This window comes from Marinoscillum furvescens DSM 4134, assembly GCF_003386095.1.
Taxonomy (GTDB): domain Bacteria; phylum Bacteroidota; class Bacteroidia; order Cytophagales; family Cyclobacteriaceae; genus Marinoscillum; species Marinoscillum furvescens.
Genome location: NZ_QREG01000007.1, coordinates 183,843 through 204,685 on the forward strand (window position 1 = coordinate 183,843; position 20,843 = coordinate 204,685).

The window sequence follows — 20,843 nt, forward strand, 5'->3', positions numbered from 1 at the left end:
TAGCTGTGCATCATTCACCTTTTTTATTAAGAACATCATCAGCAGATGGTTGGCTCAGTGCGATGGCCTTTTGCACGTAGGACCTGTAAGTTTCTTGATATTTGACCAAAAAACGGTGCATCTGAGCTTTGTCTTCTTTGTCGCGAATATAGTCACTGACCTTGAAAGGGGGCAATATGAGGCATACAAAGCGGTTGTTTCTGGCCCTTTTGTCAAAATTTGCCATTACCAGAGGCACGATGTAGGGTTCTTTTTTCATGCTTAGCGCCAGGTTAAAGGCGCCCGGCTTAAAGGGCCCAGGTGACTCTTCCGTGCTGTAGGAGCTGCCTTCAGGACTGATAATCAGATTGCCACCACCGCCTACATATGCACCGGCTTCATTGTAAAACATCTGGCGAACCTGTTTTTTTATCTTTTTGCTTTCAGACTTGGAGTCATCGGTATACACGTCTATGTGACCCAGCCTTTGGTAATATTCCTGATGTGCAAATTCTTTGCTTTGCCCTACCCGAACAATGCGCAGCCCTGGGTCGTCATAGTTTTTCATCAGGATCATGCTGCTAATAAAGTGGGAGTCCAGGGTGATCTGAAACTGGTTGGGCAGGGTGTTGTACGGGTGGTTTCTGAGGTGGTTGTAGATGAATATATGTCCTGACTCATTTGGTAAGTTTTCGGTTCCTTGAATAAGGTAGCGCTGTTTGTCGAAAACCGATATATAGGACTGAGCACAAATCTTTCTGATCTCCAGCGGACTGGCATTTTTAGGTGCCTGTACTACGCTTTTATAGACGTCTACCAGACCTTTGTAAAAACTCGCCTCGGTGTAGGTTTCTTCCAGTACATCGAGTGCAGTGGTGGCTATGTTTTTCTCCAGGCTTGTGCCCTGTACCCGTAATTTTTCCAATATAAAAAGCGCATCGTCTACGGTATGCTTATTGTCGAGCAAGTGCGGTATTTTATGCAGTGGGGAAGACAAGTCTATTCGGGCACTGTTTTGGTCTATCAGGTTGCTGATAGCGATGAGCTCATGCTTGAATCCGGAAGCGATAATGCGGGCACGAATAGCCTGGAGGCGGTAGCTGATGAGCCAGAGTAATCTTCTATAAAACTGCGGTGTAAAATCCGGATGCAGCTTTAGTACCCGATCTAGAGACGTCCGGGGGATGAAATAGACCAATGTTTCCTGTACAGCATGAGCATTGACCATGTTGGTCTGGCCTGTGCCTGCAGACCAGCCGATCAGAAAGCCTGGAGTGGTGATTTGGCGAAAGCCTATGGATCTGTTGTCTTCGCTTTGATAGCTAAAGCGAACTTTTCCAGACCCTAATATGTAGATACCGTCTGGTTCGGATTCCTGAGTAAAAATGGTGGCATTGGAAGGGTACAGTCGGCGCTCTATACTCTGGCTGAGAAACTCTAGCGGCGACTCTTCAAAAACTTCAAAAAAGCTTGATTTACGAAGAAAGGCCGTGAGGTTTTCATCTACAGGAGCTGGGGATGTAGAAAATACCGGATCTTCCGTTTTTATCTGGTCTTGCTCTTTTGCTTGAGAGCTGAGGAGTTTTATGGCGGTAATTAGCAGTACACGAGTTTGTGCGCACACTTCGCGGAGGAAGCTTGTGCCGGCTTCAGGGTCAGTGGTCATGAGCTCCTGCAGGTCTTTGTGGCTCCACCTGATAAATGAAGCTGATGAAGAGCTTACTTTGGCGGTGGTGGCGTACCTACCTGGTGCGTTGAAGCCACTCCAGCCTACTGGAGTAAAACGCTGGCTACTTTCGCCTACATGTATTTCCCCTACAGTTTCGTCTACTTCCAGCGAAAACCGAATACTTCCAGATTTTAGGAGATAAAAGTCATTTGCTTTGGCAAACTGCTGTGTCAGAAAATCGCCTTTTTTTAAACGAATTTCTTTTCCGACCTCTAAAATGGCTGGGGTGATTGCGGATTTGTTGCTTAATGCCTTCAATTTTTACTATTTTGTTAATTAAAAGAAATTAAAATATTATTTCATTCAATTAAAATAGTAAAAAAATGAAAATTATGTAAAAAATGGATTGCGAAATTTTAAAATTGATTGAAGCCAACTACAGGGTGTCGCGGTAGTTGACCGGGCTGCACTGTGCAAAAGGCACATTGCTGGTGAGTGAAAATTTGTAGTCTACGATAAACTCGTTGAGCAGTCTTTCGAAGGTTTCTTTTCGGTCTGAATTGAGTTCTCCTTCACTAAACTCATAGATAAAATAGTCTATAGATCCGTCCGCACTAAAGTAGATTCTGTTGAAGCATCGGGTCTGACTACCCCAGCGAAAATCTCGTCCATTTAGAAAAGCGCTCAGGTCATGAATCATAGAGTAGTAGGCTTTAATGTAGGCGTTTTGTTGGTCGCCAAATACGGCCTTGGACGCATCGCTATGAATGCCGCTTCTATAAGTGCTGTCTAGTTGTGCTACTTCAATTCCTCGAGTTTTTGCGTCTTCCAATGAAATTCCAATTTGTGCATTGGCCAAATTGAACAATACGAGGGTGAGTATGGATGTAAGGATTACTTTCATTTCGCCGGTTTTTTAGAAAAACGGTTGCGAAAATAGAGTAAATATCCCTCAAGAGAAAGAGCACAGGCCAAACTTAAGAGATGAAAGCGCTCAAGGAAAATAAAACAGGTTTGAACGGGTAAATTATTGGATTATTCTAAGTAAATGAAGGGTTGTGTACAAATTGATAGCCAGTTTCCTTTAGAAGTTTTGCTGGTGAAACGCGTTTGAAGTCCTTGCTTTCTGTAGAAAATTGGGGTGGTGGGAGGTCCAGTTTTTGAGTAGCCTGTAGGTAAAAGTCATCCCGCCGAGGGTGTGACGGAGCGCAGGCATTGTAGGTTTTGTTCCAAAGGCTTTGCTGTATGATGGATTGAATCACTCCGATACAGTCCTCGAGGTGAATCATATTTACAGGGTTGGAGGCGCCAGGTACTCCCTTTTTTCCGGCCAAAAACCTGCCGGGGTGTCGCTCTGGCCCATAGAGACCTCCAAAGCGTACTACAGTGGTTTGGAAGGTGAGGGTAGATGTGAAGATTTGTTCCATTAGCAGTAGGGGTATGCCACCACGACTTAGCGCAGTGGGGGATGCATCCTCTTCGTGTACTTCCCGGTTACAGTTGGGGTATACTGCAGTAGAACTTACAAACAAGACTTTGGAGATTTGATGTTGCAGGCAGTATTGTCTGATGGCCTGAAGCTGTTTTTTGTGGTAGTCTTCATCTTCATTTTGATTTCTTGGAGGCAGGTTGATGATGAGGACGTCCGTATCAAAAAAATCTGCTGTGTGCTCCACATCAGGATTAAAGTTCAAAACGTAAGGTGTAATGCCGGCACTTTTTAAGCGAGCTGTTTTGGCTGCTGTGGTAGTTGCACCTTTTATTTGAAAACCAGCCTTCGCCAATGCTGCTCCCAGTGGCAGTCCCAGCCATCCACACCCTAGTATTGAAATTGTTTGCATAATCCCGAGTTGTCTTTGTAGACCCAAAAATAAAGGAGCAATCTACTTGCTAGATTTTGTATCTTCGGTCATCTAATCTGATAACCTAACCTAAAATACATGAAAATGCGAATAGTTTTGCTGACCGCCATCGTCAGCATGATTACATTCAGCCTACAGGCCCAGGAGGAAGAAAATATTGTGGAAGTCATCGATGAGCTTACGGTGCAGTGGGATGCACTTGCTGACCAGCTCAAAACCTATGAAGGACTGGAGCAATATTGTCATACCAAGGCTTTTCGAGACAATGCCATTGCTCTTTTAGACGATATCCATCACTACGATACTACGCTCTATTTGATTGTTAAAAATAAGTTTGATACCGACAAAGATGCCGAAGCAAGGGCCACGCTCTCTGACATAGAAACGCTAGAGACAGAATACACCACCCGCTCTTTTTTACGATTTCTCCGAAAGGAATGCATGGAGCTCAACAACCTGGAGATGAACAAGACCAGCGATGCTTATGCTCATGACGTGAAGGTGCTGGAAAAAGAAATGAAAAAATACTTGAAGGCAATCACGCGCCAGGTGGACGTGATCGACGATCACGTGCATCATTTGGATGGTTTGTAGACTGCCTGCAGGCGGTCAAGCACTCTGCTTACTGCAGGACAAACAAGAGTATTGCGGAAGGTAAGATCTGTGATCTGATACATTCGCTTGCGATCGGTGTGTGGGTATTCGCGGCACGCTTTGGGGCGGCTTTCGTATACGATGCATTTATTGTCAGCACCTAAAAAAGCACAGGGGCTTTGCCGTAGTACATAGTCTCCATCCTCATCTAGCTGCAGGTACTCTGCGATAAATCCGGCAACTTTCATGCGCAGGGTTTTGGCCAGTCGTTCTATGTCTGACATCTGAAAAATAGGAGAGGTTGTTTTGCAACAGTTGGCGCATTCCAGGCAATCTATTTCTTCGAATACCTCATTGTGAAGTTGATGAAATTGATCGTCCAGATCTTTTGGCTTTTGCCGTTTTAAACCTTTCAAAAACGTTTTGTTGGCTTTTTTCTTATCGCTGGCTTGTTTGAGGTCTTCCTGATAGCGCATAAGAAACAAAGGTATACACTGCTTAGGTTACGGATTTCTTTTCCAGCGAGGATTTGATGAGATATATCTGCCCCAGGTGGTATATATCATGGTATATAATGCCTGTCAGTAGCTGTTCAAAAGTCCGGGGTTCTCCGGGTACGGTCATTGTCAGGAGGGTGTCATCTTGTTGTTTTAGTGCTTCGTTGAGCTTTTTTTGGGTTGTTTTGAGGCGGGTGAAAAGTGGGGCTTTGTCTTCGGGTTTGTAGCTCCGAAGTGGCCAGTCTTCCGGGCTGTTTACTCTGAGCGAATTGCTTCGGCCTTCGAGTTTGTCCAATACATATTCGCGCCATACGATCATATGGTTGATGATCTGGCCAATGCTGCGGCTGCCCGAAACGGACGCACCTATCTGAGAGTCCTCTATTTCCTGAAGGTAGGTGGCTATACTATTGCCAAACCATGGTTGTCCTTCGTATACTTCGTTGAGTTGGGCGGTAAGGTCGTGTAGGTTCACCTATTGAAGTTACAAAAAATCAAATCAGCGAGAAAAAATTGTAATGTTAAATAATGGCAACACTTGCGTTTAAACAAAAAAAGCCACCTAAAGAGGTGGCTTTTTGAAGTCATGAGGGCTGCTAAATTACTTAGTAGCCTCTTCGTATCTTCTGTTTACTTCTGCCCAGTTGATCACATCAAAAAATGCATTGATGTAGTCAGGGCGTTTGTTTTGGTATTTGAGGTAGTATGCGTGCTCCCATACATCCAGTCCGAGGATTGGAGTACCGCCACAGCCCTGGTTAGGCATTAGGGGGTTGTCCTGATTGGCTGTAGAGCAAACTTCCACTTTGCCATCAGCGTGAGCACATAGCCATGCCCATCCTGACCCAAATCTTGTTGCTGCGGCATTGCTAAATGCATCTTTGAATTTCTCAAAATCTCCAAAAGCCGCGTTGATAGCGTCTGCTACAGCACCTGTTGGGTTGCCACCTCCGTCAGGACCCATGATAGTCCAGAACAAAGAGTGGTTCCAGTGGCCGCCACCATTGTTTCTCACAGCAGCATTGTCGGTATGGTTAGCCATCAGGTCTTCGAGAGACTTGTCAGCCATGTCGGTGCCTTCTATGGCTCCGTTTAGCTTAGATACATAAGCTGCGTGGTGCTTGCCATGGTGGATTTCCATGGTTTGCTTATCGATGTGTGGCTCAAGTGCGTCATGAGCGTATGGTAAATCAGGTAATTCAAAAGCCATTTTTTGATTGATTTAAGGTTTAAGATTTTCTTTTTTCAGTGTCAAATATAAAACGGAATGACCTACTTATTGTTCCGTCTCATTCTTCGAAAGAAGGATTTTATGAGTTCGGAAGATTCTTCGGCCAAAATACCCGTGTGTACTTCCGTTTGCGGGTGAATGATATCTGGGTTGAGCAGCTGGTAGCCGCGCTTTTCGTCCCGGGCCCCGAAGTAAACTTTTTTGATCTGTGACCAGTAAAGTGCGCCCGCACACATGCAGCAGGGTTCCAGGGTTACATATAGCGTGCACTGATCCAGGTAGCGGGACCCTAAATGATTTTGTGCAGCTGTGATGGCCAGGACTTCAGCATGAGCGGTAACGTCATTGAGGCGTTCCACCTGATTGTGAGCACGGGCTATGATGCGGTTGTTGCAGACTACTACGGCCCCCACGGGTATCTCCCGGTCTTCGTAAGCTTTTTCAGCTTCTTTAAGTGCCTGCTTCATATAGTGCTCATCACTATGGATACTTAGCTCGCTCATAGGATTATTTGATCTTGATGCTAGCCATGATCTCTCGGGCTATTGGCTGCCATTCCTGTCGCTTTCTAGATGGGCAAGTGAAATTGAATAGCAGCACACGCTCATCTACAATGGTGTATTGGATAAAGGTGTATTTGGTGACTGTTCCTCCTCCTCCAAAAGTATTACCCTCGTCACTGACTTTGGAAACAAACTCAAAAGCGATGAATTTGCGCCCGTCAATTTCGCGTATATCTTCCTGAATGAAATTCACCTCTGTGAAAAGGTTTGCTATGCTGGCTTTGTAAAACGATTGGATGATCTCAAGATCGCCCTCTGGCCAGAGGTTACTTGTCGCGTTGATGCCCAGTTCCATGGTGAGGTCGTCGCTAGTGTACATGGCGAGGGGAGTACGTGCTGTCACAAACCTGCCGGCTAGCTCTCCTTCACCAAGGGGAATAAAACTTTCAGGGGCTTTCATGGAGATGTACTTGTTGATCTTCACTCGCTCCAGTTTGGGCTGGGCCTGTGGCAAAAAGTATAAAAGGCAGAGAAAAAGCGTAAGAATTAGCTGATGGTACATTTTCATTCGTTCCTGAGATTTATTACATCAAAGCTAAAACTATTGTTAAATTTGCTGCACTTTTATCATCAAACTGAGCAAAAAATAGAAAAATGTTAAGGACTCATACCTGTGGAGAATTAAGAAGTAGTCATATCGGTGAGCAAGTGACACTTGCGGGCTGGGTACAGAAAGTACGCGACAAAGGAGGCATGATCTGGATAGATGTACGTGATCGCTATGGTGTGACACAGCTTATGTTTGATGAGGGCTCCTCAGATAAAGAGACCATTGCCAGAGCACGTGAGGTAGGGAGAGAATTTGTGATTGCTGCCAAAGGAGAGGTGATCGAGCGCGTATCTAAAAATGCAAAAATCCCGACTGGGGATGTGGAAATAAAAGTAGCGGAACTTACAGTTCTCAATGAATCTAAAACCCCTCCATTTATCATTGATGATGAAACAGATGGAGGAGAGGACCTTAGAGCCAAATATCGCTACCTGGACCTGCGTAGAAATATTGTACGCAAAAACCTGGAAATGAGGCATCAGCTACTCCAAAAGACCCGTGCCTATCTTTCAGAAAATAGCTTCATGGAGGTGGAAACCCCCTACCTGATAAAAAGTACTCCTGAAGGTGCGAGGGATTTTGTGGTACCATCCAGAATGAACCCAAACCAGTTTTATGCATTGCCTCAGTCACCACAGACATTTAAGCAGCTGCTGATGGTCTCTGGTTTTGATCGATACTTTCAGATTGTAAAATGTTTCCGCGATGAAGACCTACGGGCAGACCGTCAGCCTGAGTTTACACAGATAGACTGTGAAATGTCATTCGTTACTCGTGAGGACATCCTAAATACATTTGAAGGGATGATCAAATACCTTTTCAAAGAAGTGAAGGGTGTGGATCTGGGTGAGCTGCCGCACATCCCGTATGCGGAGGCAATGTCCAAATATGGCTCTGATAAACCTGACCTGCGTTTCGGTATGGAATTTCACGAGCTCAATGATGTGGCTCAGGGAGCTGGGTTTGTAGTGTTTGACAGTGCCGAGTTGGTGGTGGGGATCAATGCTGAGGGCTGTGCAGAGTACACGCGTAAGCAGCTTGACGAACTAACCAATTTCGTAAAGAAACCACAAATCGGAGCTAAAGGGTTGGTATATGTAAAGTGCAATGCTGACGGTACCTTTAAGAGTTCTGTAGACAAATTCTTCGATCAGGATGCCTTGAAAAAGTGGGCTGAAAAGTTTGGCGCCAAGCCGGGAGACTTGCTACTGATTCTTGCGGGAGATGCTGGCAAAACGCGCAAAGCATTGAATGAGCTGAGGTTGGAGATGGGTACTCGCCTGGGGCTGAGAGATAAAAATACCTATGCTGCAGCCTGGGTGGTAGACTTTCCGCTGCTGGAATGGGATGAAGAAACTGAGCGTTACCATGCCATGCACCATCCGTTTACCTCTCCAAATCCGGATGATTTTGATAAGCTGGTAAGTGACCCGGGTAGCGTGAGAGCCAATGCCTACGATATGGTGGTCAATGGTGTGGAGCTAGGAGGTGGCTCTATCAGGATACATGATCGCAATGTCCAGTCGCAGATGTTTGATGCCCTTGGTTTTACCAAAGAGGAAGCGCAAGAACAGTTTGGGTTCTTGATGAGTGCATTTGAGTATGGAGCGCCTCCACATGGTGGTATTGCGTTTGGTTTCGATCGCTTATGTGCGTTGTTTGGTGGGCAGGATAGTATCAGAGATTTTATTGCTTTCCCTAAAAATACCTCCGGACGAGACGTAATGATCGATTCTCCATCTGTGATTGATACCGATCAGCTGGAAGAACTACACCTGAAACTCACTGTGCCTTCGAAAAGTGACCAATAATTGCATTGATTTTTATAACTTGATGCAACCATTTCGCATTTTGATATGACTAAAAAGTTTCTCCTCTATTCGTCACCAGTTGTGCTGATGTTCATGTCCATTGCTTTGTTTGAGCCATGGATATATCGGACATTTATTACCAGCTCCGAGATAAACGAGCGGTTGAAAGGAGAGCACTTCGACATCATAGCGCACAAAGGCGCCTCGGGTCTGGCGCCCGAAAACACCCTGGCGGCATTTGAAAAGGCCATAGAAATAGGGGTGGATATGATCGAGCTGGATGTAAGAAATACAGGTGATGAGGAGATCATCGTATTTCACGACGAAACCCTGGAGCGTACCACAAATGGTACGGGCTTGGTGCATGATTATACACTCGCTGAGCTCAAAGAGTTGGATGCCGGATCCTGGTTTGACCCGAAGTTTAGTGATCAGAAAATACCTACGATCAAGGAAGCACTAGATCTGATCAATGGTCGCTGTAAAGTGCTCATTGAGATCAAACACATGGACCACCCGCACTATCATGATTTTGCTGAAAAGCTTGTGGATGTGATCAGGGAGGAACCCAATGGCTATGAATGGATCATCTTGCAGTCGTATGACGTGGAGTATATCGAAGAGGCTCACAAATACGATGACCATGTGCAAACCAAGAAACTCATGATTGGTGAGGACAGTGCACCTTTGATTTCGTTTTATGTAGAAACCAAAATGCATTTGGGCAGAGCCAAGGAGGATGATCGTATGAAAGCTCTCAATCCAGAGTTTCATACCCTGTCTACCCGAAGGGTTTTTCGCATGCATGCGCGAGGCTTTGAGGTGTATACCTATGCGCCCAATACCCGTGAGGATATGGTCAAAATGCTCCACATGGGAGTAGATGGTATCATCACCGACTACCCAAATATTCTGATGGACCTACGCAATGAAATAGAAGCGCTGTAACGTCGTTTCTACAAGTTGCTGAGTGATAGCATGTCTGCTTCAGCAGCGATGTACCCAAACGAATCCCAATTGGGGCTAAGGAGTATCCGCTCCAATATGTTTTTCCCCTCAGGAATGTTTCCATTGAAAATGTGCCAGCTGGCAATCCCATAGCTCAGTGTAGGATTTAGTGCGTTGTTTTCCTGCTCAGCTCGCTCTAGCAATGTTTTGTCCGTATACACTCCTTTGAATAGAAGGAGTTGCTGATGATAGCTGTAATTTTCTATGATGTCCATCCTGCGGTGGATTTTTTGTAGGAGCTGATCAGCGGCTTCCTGGTTGCCTATTTTTCGGTACGTAAGGTGAAACCAGTTGGTGGTGGCTACCATCAGGTCATCATTATTGGCAAAAGTCATGCATTTTTTGAAGGCAGATATGGCTTTGTCATAATTGCCTTTCAGGTAGTAGGCCACCCCCAGGTGATACCAGATATTGAATTTTGTATTTGAAAGCGGTTTGTTGAGCCGGTTGGGCAGACCGTCCTTCTCTATGGCATTAGCAGCAGGTCTCGCGTAAAATGCGGCTCTTTGCAGGTCTTCTATGGCTTCACCAAACTTACGCACTGTGATATAGCGGTGGCCTCTATGCCGTAGGAGTCGGTAGGAATCCGGAAAAAGGTCCAGGCCTACCGAATACAAATGTATGGCCTCATTGTATCTGCCCAGATAGGCCAGCCTTCGCCCATACCAGATGATGTTTTCCAAACTGTCCGGTGTGCGCTCATATTTTTGTCTGGCTTCATCAAGCTGGGCTTGTCTTCGCTGCTTTACTTTTGCTGGTAAGGCTTTCTCTGGCAATGCGGTACCCAGTAGGGAGGTGACCTGGTTGGGGTCTTCCTCCTGTGGTTCCACCACTGGCTGTGTGAGCGGCGGAGAGTCTTGTCCTTTACTGGATTGTGTTTCCAGACATCCAGATAGAAAAGTAAAGATCAGGCATCCAAAAAGTAGTGGTTTTTGCATATAGGTTAGCATCAGACTAAAAATATGCATTTTTTCAGAATCAATCCCAATTTGGATAGCCAGGTTGTGAGATTTCACCAGCAGTTTCTTTTGCTTCTTTTACCATGTTGCGCACATCGCGAAGCAAAGCTTTGGCGTCATAGACAATTCCGTCTTTGATGGTGTATTGCACACCTCCGGCACGGATTACCTCGTTGTTTTCTGTGAGTCTGATCGCACCTGTTCCATACAGTGTTTTCAAATCTGACAGTGGGTTTTCCTTTACCAGTACCAGGTCTGCCAGCTTACCTACCTCTATGGTCCCGATTTTGTCATCGAGGCCCAGGGCTTCAGCACCCATGAGTGTGGCTGACCTGACTACCTCCAGGGGGTGAAAGCCTGCCTCGCGGAGCAGCTCCAGCTCACGTATGTAGGCAAAGCCATATAGCTGATAGATGTATCCGCTATCTGAGCCTGTGGTCACGCGTCCACCACGATTTTTGTATTCGTTGACGAACGCCATCCATAGCTGGTAGTTGCGCTTCCAGGTGACTTCCTGCTCCGTGCCCCAGGAGTGCCAGTAGGAGCCATGTGAGATTTTGCTGGGGGCATAAAAGTCCCATTGTGCTGGTAGGGTGTAGTCCTGATGCCAGTCTGCAGTGCGGGCTCGCATTAGGTCACGGTTTGCTTCATAGATATTAAACGTTGGGTCCAGGGTGAAGTCACGCTTTAGTAGTGTGTTCATCACCTCGTTCCATTTATCGGACCCAGGCTCTGCGGCCTGCTCCCAGAGTTTGCCCGCTTCTTCAAACCGATGCTGCTCGTTCTGGTAATTGTAGTGTACTGGGTAGTGTTGTACAATGCGGTCATGAAACATGGCCTCTGGCAGGCCATACCAGTGCTCCATGGTAGTCAGTCCCCATTCGGAGGAGTTGAGTACGTTGAGCCAGGCCACATTGGTCTGTGCATGGTGGCAGGCGGACCCCAGACCAAGACGCTTGTTTTCTTCCAATGCAGCCTTCATGATTTCTGGGCGTGCACCAAAAAACTTAATGCCATCAGCACCCGCTTTAGCGTTTGCCTGCACCCATTCGATCGCCTCTTGTGGTGTATCTATGCCATCTGTACCCATCCCGAATCCGGTGTAAGCTACAATGCGAGGTGCTGTGATTTCGTTTTTTGCACTGCGTCGTTTGTGCGCCAGCGTCCAGTCTCGCCCCCTGAAGCTTCCGGGCTCTCTGACGGTAGTGATGCCGTGAGCCATCCACAGCTTAAAGACGTACTCTGCAGGGATCTCCTTGATGCTGCCTATATGCCCATGCATGTCTACAAATCCTGGCAAAACATACATGCCAGAGGCATCTATTTCGCGGGTATTTGGGCCAGTTTTGGGTCGTTTTTCGGCCAAAATAGCTACTCCTGGGTGCCCTACTACTTTTACCTGATGGATGGTGTTATTTTTGATGACAATGTCCACAGGGCCAATTGGGGGTGCGCCGTTGCCATTGATGAGCGTGGCTCCTCTAATGATGAGCTCCGAAAACGGGCCTTCGCCTTCTTGCCGATCTGGGGCTGGCTCCTGACTATAGGCTAAAGTCGCAATACATAAAACAAAAATGATGGCTAGTGGGTACCTCATAGTAAATGTTGTTCGATAATTTTGGACATCAAACATAAGAGTTTTTTCAAACCTAAAAACGAAAAGTAAATGGCGCGTACCTTGTCGAGCATGATGCCTCTGGGCACCAAAGCTCCTGAATTTAACCTTCCAGATGTTGTCTCCGGTAAAGAGCTTTCCCTGGCGGAAGCACGCGGCGCCAAAGGCCTTGTGGTGGCATTTATCTGTGCACACTGTCCATATGTGCTGCATGTTCAGCATGAGATGGCCGCTATTGCGAGCGGTTTTCAAGATGCAGGTGTGGATTTTGTGGCCATTTCAGCCAATGACATAGAGAAATATCCAGACGACAGGCCGGAGAAAATGAAAGAGCAGGCCGAGCAAGTAGGGTTTAATTTTCCGTATCTCTATGATGAGACCCAGGCTGTAGCCAAAGCATATGGTGCAGAGTGTACGCCAGATTTTTTCGTATTTGATGAAAATCTGGAATGTGTATATCGTGGGAGAATGGACGAGGCTACTCCGGGCAATGATAAGCCGGTAAACGGTAAAGATCTTAGAGCGGCATTGGATGCGCTGGTAGCTGGAGATGCCATTTCCGAGCAACAATTCCCAAGTATGGGGTGTAATATCAAGTGGAAGTGAGTAATAGCGTTTTACTTGAGTGAGGTTTTTATTAATTTGCGGCAGCCTGAAAATACACCCGCCCGTGAAGGGCATCATTTACCCCCATTTTTATGAGCAAAGCACAAGGAAGTTTTGATAAGTTGACCACTCACCGCCTACAGGAGATGAAGGCGAGTGGAGAGAAGATCGCGATGCTCACTGCCTATGACTATTCCATGGCGAGGATATTGGATGTCTCAGGCGTAGATGTGATTCTCGTGGGTGACTCAGCCTCCAATGTGATGGCGGGCAACGAAACCACCCTGCCCATTACGCTAGATCATATGATCTGGCATGCCACATCAGTGGTGAAGGCAGTAAAGCGCGCATTGGTGGTAGTAGATGTGCCGTTTGGTAGCTACCAGGGTAATTCCTCCGAAGCGCTTCGTTCTTCCATACGTATCATGAAGGAGTCTGGCGCACATGCCGTGAAAATGGAGGGAGGCATCGAAATCAAAGAAAGTGTCACACGAGTGCTTTCAGCAGGAATTCCTGTGATGGGGCATTTAGGGCTCACCCCTCAGTCTATCTATAAATTTGGTACATACACTGTGCGTGCTAAAGAGGATGCCGAAGCACAAAAACTGAAAGATGATGCAAAAATGCTCGAAGATATTGGGTGTTTCGGTGTGGTTGTTGAGAAGATTCCAGCTTCGCTGGCCAAAGAAGTGGCTGAATCGCTAAGTATACCAGTGATAGGTATTGGTGCCGGGCCAGAGGTAGACGGGCAAGTGCTGGTAGTGCATGATATGCTTGGCATCACCCAAGATTTTAAACCCCGTTTTTTACGCCAGTATGCGGACCTTAACAAGATCATCAGCGAGGCTACTACCGATTATATCAAAGACGTTCGATCCAAAAATTTCCCCAACGAAAAAGAAAGTTATTAATCTATAATCAAATCCATTACTGACGAGAGGTTATTCAAAATTCAGGAAGAATATGGCAAAACAAGCATCGAAAATTATCTACACTATTACAGACGAAGCGCCTGCCCTGGCGACTCACTCCTTACTCCCTATTGTGCAGGCTTTCACTGCATCTGCAGGCGTAGAAGTAGAAACCCGTGACATTTCACTGGCTGGCAGGATCATCGCTAGCTTTCCTGAGCGACTGAACGAATCTCAGCGAATCAGTGATGATTTGGCTTACCTGGGTGATCTGGCAAAGACTTCTGAGGCCAACATCATCAAGCTGCCAAACATCAGTGCTTCCATACCACAGCTAGTGGCAGCCATCAAGGAGCTTCAGGCACAAGGCTATGACCTGCCTGACTACCCTACAGAGCCCCAATCTGAGGAAGAAAAAGAAATCAAAGCGAAATACGACAAGGTAAAAGGTAGTGCGGTAAACCCGGTACTTCGCGAAGGCAACTCTGACCGTAGAGCTCCACGAGCAGTCAAAGAATATGCCCGTAAAAACCCGCATTCTATGGGTGAGTGGTCTGCAGACAGTAAGTCACACGTAGCCAGTATGCCTGCAGGAGATTTTTACGGAAGTGAAAAATCACTTACAGTTGAAAATGCTACTGATGTAAAAATAGAGCATATAGCTGCAGACGGGACAGTCTCTGTACTGAAGGAAAAAGTAAGCCTGCTAGCAGGTGAGGTAATCGATGCAGCCGTCATGAGCCGTTCTGCTCTAAGGTCTTTTCTGGATGAGCAGGTGGCAGATGCCAAAGCAAAAGACATCTTGTTTTCTATTCACATGAAGGCGACCATGATGAAGGTTTCTGACCCTATCATCTTTGGTCATGCTGTTTCTGTATTTTTTAAAGAGCTGTTTGAAAAACACGCCGACACCTTCAAGTCTGCGGGTGTAGATCCTAATAACGGACTTGGTGACCTCTATGCTAAACTAGAGCAGCTTTCATCAGAAAAGAAAGCGGAAATAGAAGCAGATATCAAAGCGGCTTATGACAAGTCACCGGAGCTGGCCATGGTAAACTCTGACAAAGGGATCACCAACTTACATGTGCCAAGTGATATCATCATTGATGCGTCTATGCCTGCAGCTATCCGTACTTCAGGTAAGATGTGGGGGCCTGATGGCAACCCGAAAGATGCCAAATTTGTAATTCCAGATAGATCTTACTCTGGAGTGTATCAGGCTGTGATCGATGATTGTAAAACCAATGGAGCCTATGACCCTACTACCATGGGTAGTGTGCCAAACGTAGGATTGATGGCTCAGAAAGCTGAGGAGTATGGTTCGCATGATAAAACCTTTGAAGTAGCCGCTGCTGGTAAAGTGCGAGTGGTAGATGCTTCAGGCAATACTCTGCTAGAGCATGATGTAGAGGCGGGAGATATCTGGAGAATGTGCCAGGTGAAAGATGCTCCTATCCAGGACTGGGTAAAACTAGCAGTGACCCGCTCACGCGACTCTCAGACACCAGCAGTATTTTGGTTAGACAAAAACAGAGCTCATGATGCAGAGCTCATTAAGAAAGTAGAGAAATACCTGAAAGATCATGATACATCAGGACTGGAGCTTCACATCATGGCGCCAGTAGAAGCTACTAAGTTTTCAGTAGAGCGCATACGCAAGGGACAGGATACCATTTCTGTTACTGGTAATGTGCTTCGTGATTACCTGACTGATCTGTTCCCTATATTGGAAGTAGGTACTTCAGCGAAAATGCTATCTATCGTTCCATTGATGAACGGCGGAGGGTTGTTTGAAACCGGTGCTGGAGGATCTGCGCCTAAGCACGTACAGCAGTTTGTAGAAGAAGGCCACTTGAGATGGGACTCTCTTGGAGAGTTTTTGGCTTTGGCTGCATCATTGGAGCACTTGAGCAAAGCAGGTGATAACCCAAGAGCTAAAGTGCTGGCTGATGCGTTGGATGTAGCAAACACGAAGTTTTTGCAAGAAAACAAGTCGCCATCACGTAAAGTAAATGAAATAGACAACCGTGGTAGTCATTTTTACCTGGCCATGTACTGGGCAGAGGCACTTGCAGCACAGTCTGATGATCAGGAGCTGAAAGCGCTGGCTGAGCGAGTGCACAAGAGCATGGTGGATAAAGAAGCTGCCATCAATGAAGAGCTACTGGCAGCACAGGGAGCACCTGTAGAGATCGGAGGTTACTACAAGCCAGACGATGCGCTCACGAGCGCTGCGATGCGTCCTAGCGAAACTTTAAATGCTATATTGGCAGAGTTGAAATAATTTCAGCCTAAACATCAAAAAAAAGCGGTTGATCAATGAGATCAACCGCTTTTTTTGGTGTGCAAACTTGCCGAATTTTTACACGTCACAAATGGCAATGCTCTTTCGCAGTGAGTCAAACACGTTATCACGTGTAGGAATAAACTCTTGAGCTACGTATCCTTTGAAACCTGTAGCCACAATAGCTTCCATGATAGCTGGATAGTAGAGCTCCTGCGAGTCTTCAATCTCATTTCTGCCGGGCACGCCTCCGGTATGATAGTGCCCAATATACTGATGGTATTTTCTGATAGTAGCGATGATATCGCCTTCCATGATCTGCATGTGGTAGATGTCGTAGAGCAGCTTGAAGTGTTCGCTTCCCAGTTTTTCACAAAGGGCTGCGCCCCATGGTGTGGTGTCGCACTGATAGTCCGGATGATTCACCTTGGAGTTGAGTAGCTCCATGCAGATGGTGATGCCGTATTTTTGCGCGAGTTTTACCACAGGTTCTAGTCCTACAGCACAGTTTTCAAGACCCTCTTCATCGGATAGTCCGTGTCGGTTTCCAGAAAAACAAATGATGCGCTCCAAGCCTGCATCCGCTGCCTTGGGTATCAGAGCCTCGTAATCTTTTAGCAGTTGTGCGTGGAGATCGGGGTTGTTAAATCCATCCGTGAGACTAAGGGGTACACAGTTTGACATGGCACAGGTAAGCCCATATTTTTGTACCACAGGCCATTCTTCAGGGTCTAGCAAGTCGATTGACTTTATGCCGATATCTACAGCTACTTCGCACAGTTCTTCCAGCGATTTACCTCGGTAGCACCACCTACATACGGAGTGATTGATGTTTCCTTTGAGTTTTGATTTCATGTCCTGAGCATTTGCAAATTGGGGTAGGCCTAAAAAGCTGAGCGCAGACAGTCCAGCCATTCGTTTTATTGCCGATTTACGAGAGATTTTCATGGTCATCAGTTTAGGTATTCAAATAAACCTTTAGTAAATATTCAGTTTTTAGTTGAAGGATAAAAGTTTAAGCGTAACAAAGACGTGTATTAAAGCTGGTTTGGTAAAAAATTGTCATCATTTTAAAAAGAAAACGTTTGCATTCTGTATCCTATAAAAAACCAAATGAATTTTGGTGGATAATTGGTTAGATTAGAATTTCACCTTTAGTAGATAACGAAAACAAACCGAATGAACTTAAACCTAAAATCCAAAGCTCAAAACACATATGATGCCATAGTGGTAGGTACTGGTATCAGTGGGGGGTGGGCTGCCAAAGAGCTCACCGAAAAGGGTTTGAAGACCCTGGTGCTAGAGCGTGGGCGCAATGTAGAGCATGTAAAGGACTACCCCACCATGAGCATGAATCCATGGGATCTTCCTCGCGATGATAAAGTGCCTGAAGAGGAAGCTAAGCATTATGAGAAGCAAATGCGTACCGGCTATACCATCAAGGAATCCACCAAGCACTGGTGGATCAAAGACACGGAGCATCCCTATACAGAAATCAAAAGGTTTGACTGGATCAGAGGTTACCATGTGGGTGGTCGCTCCATTATGTGGGGGCGCCAGTCTTATCGTCTGAGTGATTTGGATTTTGAGGCCAACGCCAAAGAAGGCATTGCAGTAGACTGGCCCATTCGCTACAAAGACCTGGCTCCCTGGTACGATTATGTAGAGTCTTTTATAGGCGTGAGTGGCCAGAAAGAAGGTCTCTCACAGCTACCCGATGGTAAATTTTTGCCACCTATGGAGCTCAATTGCCTGGAGCAACACGTGCGAGATAGCATTTCCAAAAACTTTGAAGGACGCTTATTGACTATTGGTAGAACGGCCAATATCACTCAAAATCACAATGGTCGGGCTCACTGCCACTATCGCAACCTGTGTATGCGTGGGTGTCCCTTTGGTGGGTATTTTTCTAGTCCGGCAAGTACGCTACCTGCTGCGATGAATACGGGGAATATGACTTTACGTCCCCACTCTATTGTTACTGAAGTGCTTTATGATCCAGAAACGCGCAAGGCGTCTGGAGTACGCGTGCAGGATGCGGAGACAGGGGAGGTTCAGGAGTTTTATGCCAAAATTGTCTTTTTGAATGCTTCAGCACTTGGGTCTACTTACATACTCATGAACTCAAAAAGCGAATACCATCCGGAAGGGATGGGCAATGCCTCTGGGGAACTGGGTCATAACCTTATGGATCACCACTTTAAAGCAGGAGCATCAGGAGATTACGATGGGTTTGAAGATATGTATTACAGTGGTCGCAGACCTAACGGTATTTACATCCCGAGGTTTAGAAATGTCACTGACAAGCATCCGGATTTTGTGAGAGGCTATGGGTTTCAGGGAGGAGCTAGTCGCAAAAACTGGCGAAGCAACATAGCTGAGCTGAGTATCGGTGAAGATCTGAAAGAAGAAATTCAGACACCAGGAAAATGGCGAATGGGCTTGATGGGCTTTGGCGAAATGCTTCCCTATCATGAAAATAAAGTTACGCTCAATACTGAGAAGCTCGACAAACACGGCTTGCCTACCCTCACATTTGACTGTGAGTTTAAAGAAAATGAGCTTGCCATGCGAAAAGACATGCAGGCCACAGCGGCAGAAATGCTCGACGCTGCAGGCTTACAAAATGTACGCACCTATGACAACATAGGAGCCCCAGGACTGGGAATACACGAGATGGGAACGGCGCGCATGGGCCGAGATCCTAAAACTTCTGTGCTGAATAAATGGAATCAGGTGCACGAGGTGAAAAACGTATTCGTCACAGACGGAGCGGCCATGACCTCAGCGGCATGCCAGAACCCATCGCTGACCTATATGGCACTGACAGCACGTGCCGCAAACTTCGCAGTAGAAGAACTTAAAAAAGGAAACCTCTAAACGATATGGAAAATATTAAGAGACGTGAAGCCCTGAAGCGGGCTGCCTGGTTTATGGGAGGCGTAGTGAGTGCGCCTACTGTTGCTGGCATACTCAATGGATGTACGCCAAAACCTGAGTTGGCTTGGACGCCCACTTTTTTCACAGAAGATCAGGCGCTGTTGGTAAGTGAAGTGGCCGAGGGCATTATTCCTGAAACCGATACTCCAGGGGCTAAAAAACTAGGTGTACCGGCGTTTATCGAAGAAATGGTCAGCGTGGTATTTCCTTCAGAGACCAGAGAGAAGTTTATTTCTGCGTTAAAAGTCTTTGAAAACGATTGCAAAGACCAGTTAGGTGCCTCTTTTATTTCTTTAGATTCAGATCAGAAAAAAGTTTTTTTGAATCAAAAAAATGATGAACTTAAGGGTCGCAAATCGGAAAATGCGTTTTTTCGAATGGTGAAAGAACTTACTGTGGTGGGCTACTTTACTACTGAGTATGGAGCCACGCAGGTGTTGCAATATCAGGCAATCCCTGTAGAATACCACGGATGTCAGCCCATTGAAGAAGCCGGAAACGGTAAAACCTGGGCTACCTAATAGTTACACCTACCTACCTAATCTACGAAGGCCACTCATCAGGAGTGGCCTTTTTTGTTGGCTAGTAGTTTTTAATGGCCTTCAATCCAAGTTTTTCTTCGATAGGTTGTAGCTTCTTGAGTAGTGCCTGTTCATTTTTGGCGCTGATCAGTCGGTGCTTGGCACCATTCGCCAGTTTTAAATAGGCGACATGCGCTTTGGTGCGTATGGTGTGCGTTTGTCCTCCGTGTGAATTGACCCTCTGGCTTTCATCCAGCAAATTGATGTACAGCTTTTCAGGCTGGGCATAGGGCGACAGGTCCCGTATCTGATACCCCAGGATCCATGTGATATGCCAGATGGCATTGTTGGTAGGGTCTATTTCGATGATACGATAGCTGGACCACAGCAATGGAATAAGCATAGAAAAGCCGATGCTGGCTACAATTGCCCAGAGTTCCTGGAGATGCATCATGGCTAGAAACATAAGCAGGAATAGAAAGAAGGTAGCAGCAATTCGAAAATTGAATGGGACAATTCTTCCCTGGTTGACACGGATTTTGTTCATTTGCGACCCTCTAATTTTTTTCAAAAGTAACCAAACTCTGAAGTTTAAGAGCTGTTGTGTAGATATGGTCAAAGAGATACCACTTTTTCCCTTAAATTCTGTTGTTTTTCCTGGTGAGGAACTGAATTTGCACATTTTCGAGCCGAGGTACAAAGAGTTAGTCAACGATTGCCTACAAACAAAAACCACATTTGGCATACCCTCTTATGTGCTGACAAAGATTGAATATGGTACGGAAGTGGAAATTTTGGACGTATCTAAACGCTATGATGATGGGCGTATGGATATTAAAACGCGAGGGCTTCGCGTGTTTAAGGTGCAGGATTTTCAAAACCCATGGCAAAACAAACAATACGCTGGAGGACCTGTAGAGCTGCTGGAGGTAGAGCAGGATCAGGAAGAAAGCTTGCAGTTAAAGTTTTCTGAGCTTTGTAGGGCACTTTTTGAGTGGCTGCACATGGAGGAAGAAATAACCATCTCAGAGGATACCTCCATGTATAAGGTGATCCATAAAATAGGGCTTAAGCCGGAGGAGGAGTACATCTTGCTGAAAATGCGCTCGGAGCGCCAGCGTCAACACTTCGTGATCGAGCACCTGGAACAGCTCATCCCCGCTTTGGAGCGTGCCGAGCGTGCCAAGGAAAAAATCCGACTGAATGGACACTTCAAGCATTTTGATCCCCTAAAATTCTGAGT

General features: G+C 46.1%; 21 protein-coding genes. 9 read left to right on the forward strand and 12 right to left on the reverse strand.

Annotated features, from left to right (window positions below):
* Window positions 1-10: 10 nt before the first annotated feature.
* The 3 genes from C7460_RS09645 to C7460_RS09655 form a co-directional block, all read right to left on the reverse strand.
* Entirely contained in the window at window positions 11-1,966 is a 1,956-nt protein-coding gene (locus tag C7460_RS09645) for a cyclic nucleotide-binding domain-containing protein (protein WP_115867889.1), read from the reverse strand.
* 118 nt (window positions 1,967-2,084) lie between these two features.
* Window positions 2,085-2,552 carry a hypothetical protein gene (locus tag C7460_RS09650; RefSeq protein ID WP_115867890.1) on the reverse strand — a complete coding sequence of 156 codons (468 nt, stop codon included), beginning with the start codon at window positions 2,550-2,552 and terminating at the stop codon, window positions 2,085-2,087.
* A 136-nt stretch (window positions 2,553-2,688) separates the two neighbouring features.
* Window positions 2,689-3,489: an SDR family oxidoreductase gene (locus tag C7460_RS09655; RefSeq protein ID WP_115867891.1), complete on the reverse strand. Its 801-nt coding sequence runs from the start codon at window positions 3,487-3,489 to the stop codon at window positions 2,689-2,691.
* A gap of 99 nt (window positions 3,490-3,588) precedes the next feature.
* On the opposite strand from C7460_RS09655, the gene C7460_RS09660 reads away from it, so the two are divergent.
* On the forward strand, window positions 3,589-4,104 hold the full coding sequence (locus C7460_RS09660; RefSeq protein WP_147302904.1) for a hypothetical protein: 516 nt from the start codon (window positions 3,589-3,591) through the stop codon (window positions 4,102-4,104).
* Here C7460_RS09660 and C7460_RS09665 read toward each other — a convergent pair.
* The 5 genes from C7460_RS09665 to C7460_RS09685 form a co-directional block, all read right to left on the reverse strand.
* Complete coding sequence (locus C7460_RS09665) at window positions 4,086-4,580, reverse strand: YkgJ family cysteine cluster protein (RefSeq protein ID WP_115867893.1); 495 nt, start codon at window positions 4,578-4,580, stop codon at window positions 4,086-4,088. The genes C7460_RS09660 and C7460_RS09665 overlap by 19 nt on opposite strands.
* Window positions 4,581-4,602: 22 nt before the next feature.
* The gene (locus C7460_RS09670) at window positions 4,603-5,076 is read right to left on the reverse strand and encodes a DinB family protein (protein ID WP_115867894.1); all 474 of its coding nucleotides are present in this window, start codon (window positions 5,074-5,076) and stop codon (window positions 4,603-4,605) included.
* Window positions 5,077-5,202: 126 nt separating this feature from the next.
* Window positions 5,203-5,811, reverse strand: a complete 609-nt coding sequence (locus C7460_RS09675) for a superoxide dismutase (RefSeq protein WP_115867895.1) — start codon at window positions 5,809-5,811, stop codon at window positions 5,203-5,205.
* 62 nt (window positions 5,812-5,873) lie between these two features.
* Entirely contained in the window at window positions 5,874-6,335 is a 462-nt protein-coding gene (locus C7460_RS09680; protein ID WP_115867896.1) for a nucleoside deaminase, read from the reverse strand.
* A 4-nt stretch (window positions 6,336-6,339) separates the two neighbouring features.
* Window positions 6,340-6,903, reverse strand: a complete 564-nt coding sequence (locus C7460_RS09685; protein ID WP_115867897.1) for a hypothetical protein — start codon at window positions 6,901-6,903, stop codon at window positions 6,340-6,342.
* 86 nt (window positions 6,904-6,989) lie between these two features.
* Here C7460_RS09685 and aspS point away from each other — a divergent pair, with 86 nt between their 5' ends.
* A complete protein-coding gene (gene aspS / locus C7460_RS09690) occupies window positions 6,990-8,756 on the forward strand; it encodes an aspartate--tRNA ligase (RefSeq protein WP_115867898.1) in 1,767 nt (588 codons plus the stop codon).
* 45 nt (window positions 8,757-8,801) lie between these two features.
* On the forward strand, window positions 8,802-9,704 hold the full coding sequence (locus tag C7460_RS09695; protein WP_115867899.1) for a glycerophosphodiester phosphodiesterase: 903 nt from the start codon (window positions 8,802-8,804) through the stop codon (window positions 9,702-9,704).
* An 8-nt stretch (window positions 9,705-9,712) separates the two neighbouring features.
* On the opposite strand, the gene C7460_RS09700 is transcribed toward C7460_RS09695, so the two are convergent.
* Entirely contained in the window at window positions 9,713-10,702 is a 990-nt protein-coding gene (locus C7460_RS09700) for a tetratricopeptide repeat protein (protein WP_170147953.1), read from the reverse strand.
* Window positions 10,703-10,742: 40 nt separating this feature from the next.
* Entirely contained in the window at window positions 10,743-12,320 is a 1,578-nt protein-coding gene (locus C7460_RS09705) for an amidohydrolase family protein (protein WP_115867924.1), read from the reverse strand.
* 69 nt (window positions 12,321-12,389) lie between these two features.
* Between C7460_RS09705 and C7460_RS09710 the strand changes: the two genes are divergently transcribed.
* The 3 genes from C7460_RS09710 to C7460_RS09720 all read left to right on the forward strand — a co-directional run bounded on the left by C7460_RS09710 (window position 12,390) and on the right by C7460_RS09720 (window position 16,139).
* The gene (locus C7460_RS09710) at window positions 12,390-12,944 is read left to right on the forward strand and encodes a thioredoxin family protein (RefSeq protein WP_115867901.1); all 555 of its coding nucleotides are present in this window, start codon (window positions 12,390-12,392) and stop codon (window positions 12,942-12,944) included.
* Window positions 12,945-13,036: 92 nt separating this feature from the next.
* Complete coding sequence (gene panB / locus C7460_RS09715) at window positions 13,037-13,855, forward strand: 3-methyl-2-oxobutanoate hydroxymethyltransferase (RefSeq protein WP_115867902.1); 819 nt, start codon at window positions 13,037-13,039, stop codon at window positions 13,853-13,855.
* Between the two features lie 52 nt (window positions 13,856-13,907).
* Window positions 13,908-16,139: an NADP-dependent isocitrate dehydrogenase gene (locus tag C7460_RS09720; RefSeq protein ID WP_115867903.1), complete on the forward strand. Its 2,232-nt coding sequence runs from the start codon at window positions 13,908-13,910 to the stop codon at window positions 16,137-16,139.
* A gap of 78 nt (window positions 16,140-16,217) precedes the next feature.
* On the opposite strand, the gene C7460_RS09725 is transcribed toward C7460_RS09720, so the two are convergent.
* The gene (locus C7460_RS09725; protein WP_115867925.1) at window positions 16,218-17,087 is read right to left on the reverse strand and encodes a hydroxypyruvate isomerase family protein; all 870 of its coding nucleotides are present in this window, start codon (window positions 17,085-17,087) and stop codon (window positions 16,218-16,220) included.
* 231 nt (window positions 17,088-17,318) lie between these two features.
* On the opposite strand from C7460_RS09725, the gene C7460_RS09730 reads away from it, so the two are divergent.
* Window positions 17,319-19,019, forward strand: coding sequence for a GMC oxidoreductase (locus C7460_RS09730; protein ID WP_115867904.1), 1,701 nt, complete (start codon window positions 17,319-17,321; stop codon window positions 19,017-19,019).
* Between the two features lie 5 nt (window positions 19,020-19,024).
* A complete protein-coding gene (locus C7460_RS09735) occupies window positions 19,025-19,600 on the forward strand; it encodes a gluconate 2-dehydrogenase subunit 3 family protein (protein ID WP_115867905.1) in 576 nt (191 codons plus the stop codon).
* A 61-nt stretch (window positions 19,601-19,661) separates the two neighbouring features.
* Here C7460_RS09735 and C7460_RS09740 read toward each other — a convergent pair whose 3' ends face one another.
* Complete coding sequence (locus C7460_RS09740; protein ID WP_115867906.1) at window positions 19,662-20,147, reverse strand: hypothetical protein; 486 nt, start codon at window positions 20,145-20,147, stop codon at window positions 19,662-19,664.
* Between the two features lie 64 nt (window positions 20,148-20,211).
* On the opposite strand from C7460_RS09740, the gene C7460_RS09745 reads away from it, so the two are divergent.
* Window positions 20,212-20,841: an LON peptidase substrate-binding domain-containing protein gene (locus C7460_RS09745; protein ID WP_115867907.1), complete on the forward strand. Its 630-nt coding sequence runs from the start codon at window positions 20,212-20,214 to the stop codon at window positions 20,839-20,841.
* Window positions 20,842-20,843 lie beyond the last annotated feature (2 nt).

Coding starts and splice junctions, on each gene's coding strand:
- C7460_RS09650 (WP_115867890.1), bottom strand. CDS start 2,552: ATGAAAGTAATCCTTACATCCATACTCACCCTCGTATTGTTCAATTTG.
- C7460_RS09655 (WP_115867891.1), bottom strand. CDS start 3,489: ATGCAAACAATTTCAATACTAGGGTGTGGATGGCTGGGACTGCCACTG.
- C7460_RS09660 (WP_147302904.1), top strand. CDS start 3,589: ATGAAAATGCGAATAGTTTTGCTGACCGCCATCGTCAGCATGATTACA.
- C7460_RS09665 (WP_115867893.1), bottom strand. CDS start 4,580: ATGCGCTATCAGGAAGACCTCAAACAAGCCAGCGATAAGAAAAAAGCC.
- C7460_RS09675 (WP_115867895.1), bottom strand. CDS start 5,811: ATGGCTTTTGAATTACCTGATTTACCATACGCTCATGACGCACTTGAG.
- C7460_RS09680 (WP_115867896.1), bottom strand. CDS start 6,335: ATGAGCGAGCTAAGTATCCATAGTGATGAGCACTATATGAAGCAGGCA.
- C7460_RS09685 (WP_115867897.1), bottom strand. CDS start 6,903: ATGAAAATGTACCATCAGCTAATTCTTACGCTTTTTCTCTGCCTTTTA.
- aspS (WP_115867898.1), top strand. CDS start 6,990: ATGTTAAGGACTCATACCTGTGGAGAATTAAGAAGTAGTCATATCGGT.
- C7460_RS09695 (WP_115867899.1), top strand. CDS start 8,802: ATGACTAAAAAGTTTCTCCTCTATTCGTCACCAGTTGTGCTGATGTTC.
- C7460_RS09700 (WP_170147953.1), bottom strand. CDS start 10,702: ATGCAAAAACCACTACTTTTTGGATGCCTGATCTTTACTTTTCTATCT.
- C7460_RS09705 (WP_115867924.1), bottom strand. CDS start 12,320: ATGAGGTACCCACTAGCCATCATTTTTGTTTTATGTATTGCGACTTTA.
- C7460_RS09710 (WP_115867901.1), top strand. CDS start 12,390: ATGGCGCGTACCTTGTCGAGCATGATGCCTCTGGGCACCAAAGCTCCT.
- panB (WP_115867902.1), top strand. CDS start 13,037: ATGAGCAAAGCACAAGGAAGTTTTGATAAGTTGACCACTCACCGCCTA.
- C7460_RS09720 (WP_115867903.1), top strand. CDS start 13,908: ATGGCAAAACAAGCATCGAAAATTATCTACACTATTACAGACGAAGCG.
- C7460_RS09725 (WP_115867925.1), bottom strand. CDS start 17,087: ATGAAAATCTCTCGTAAATCGGCAATAAAACGAATGGCTGGACTGTCT.
- C7460_RS09730 (WP_115867904.1), top strand. CDS start 17,319: ATGAACTTAAACCTAAAATCCAAAGCTCAAAACACATATGATGCCATA.
- C7460_RS09735 (WP_115867905.1), top strand. CDS start 19,025: ATGGAAAATATTAAGAGACGTGAAGCCCTGAAGCGGGCTGCCTGGTTT.
- C7460_RS09740 (WP_115867906.1), bottom strand. CDS start 20,147: ATGAACAAAATCCGTGTCAACCAGGGAAGAATTGTCCCATTCAATTTT.
- C7460_RS09745 (WP_115867907.1), top strand. CDS start 20,212: ATGGTCAAAGAGATACCACTTTTTCCCTTAAATTCTGTTGTTTTTCCT.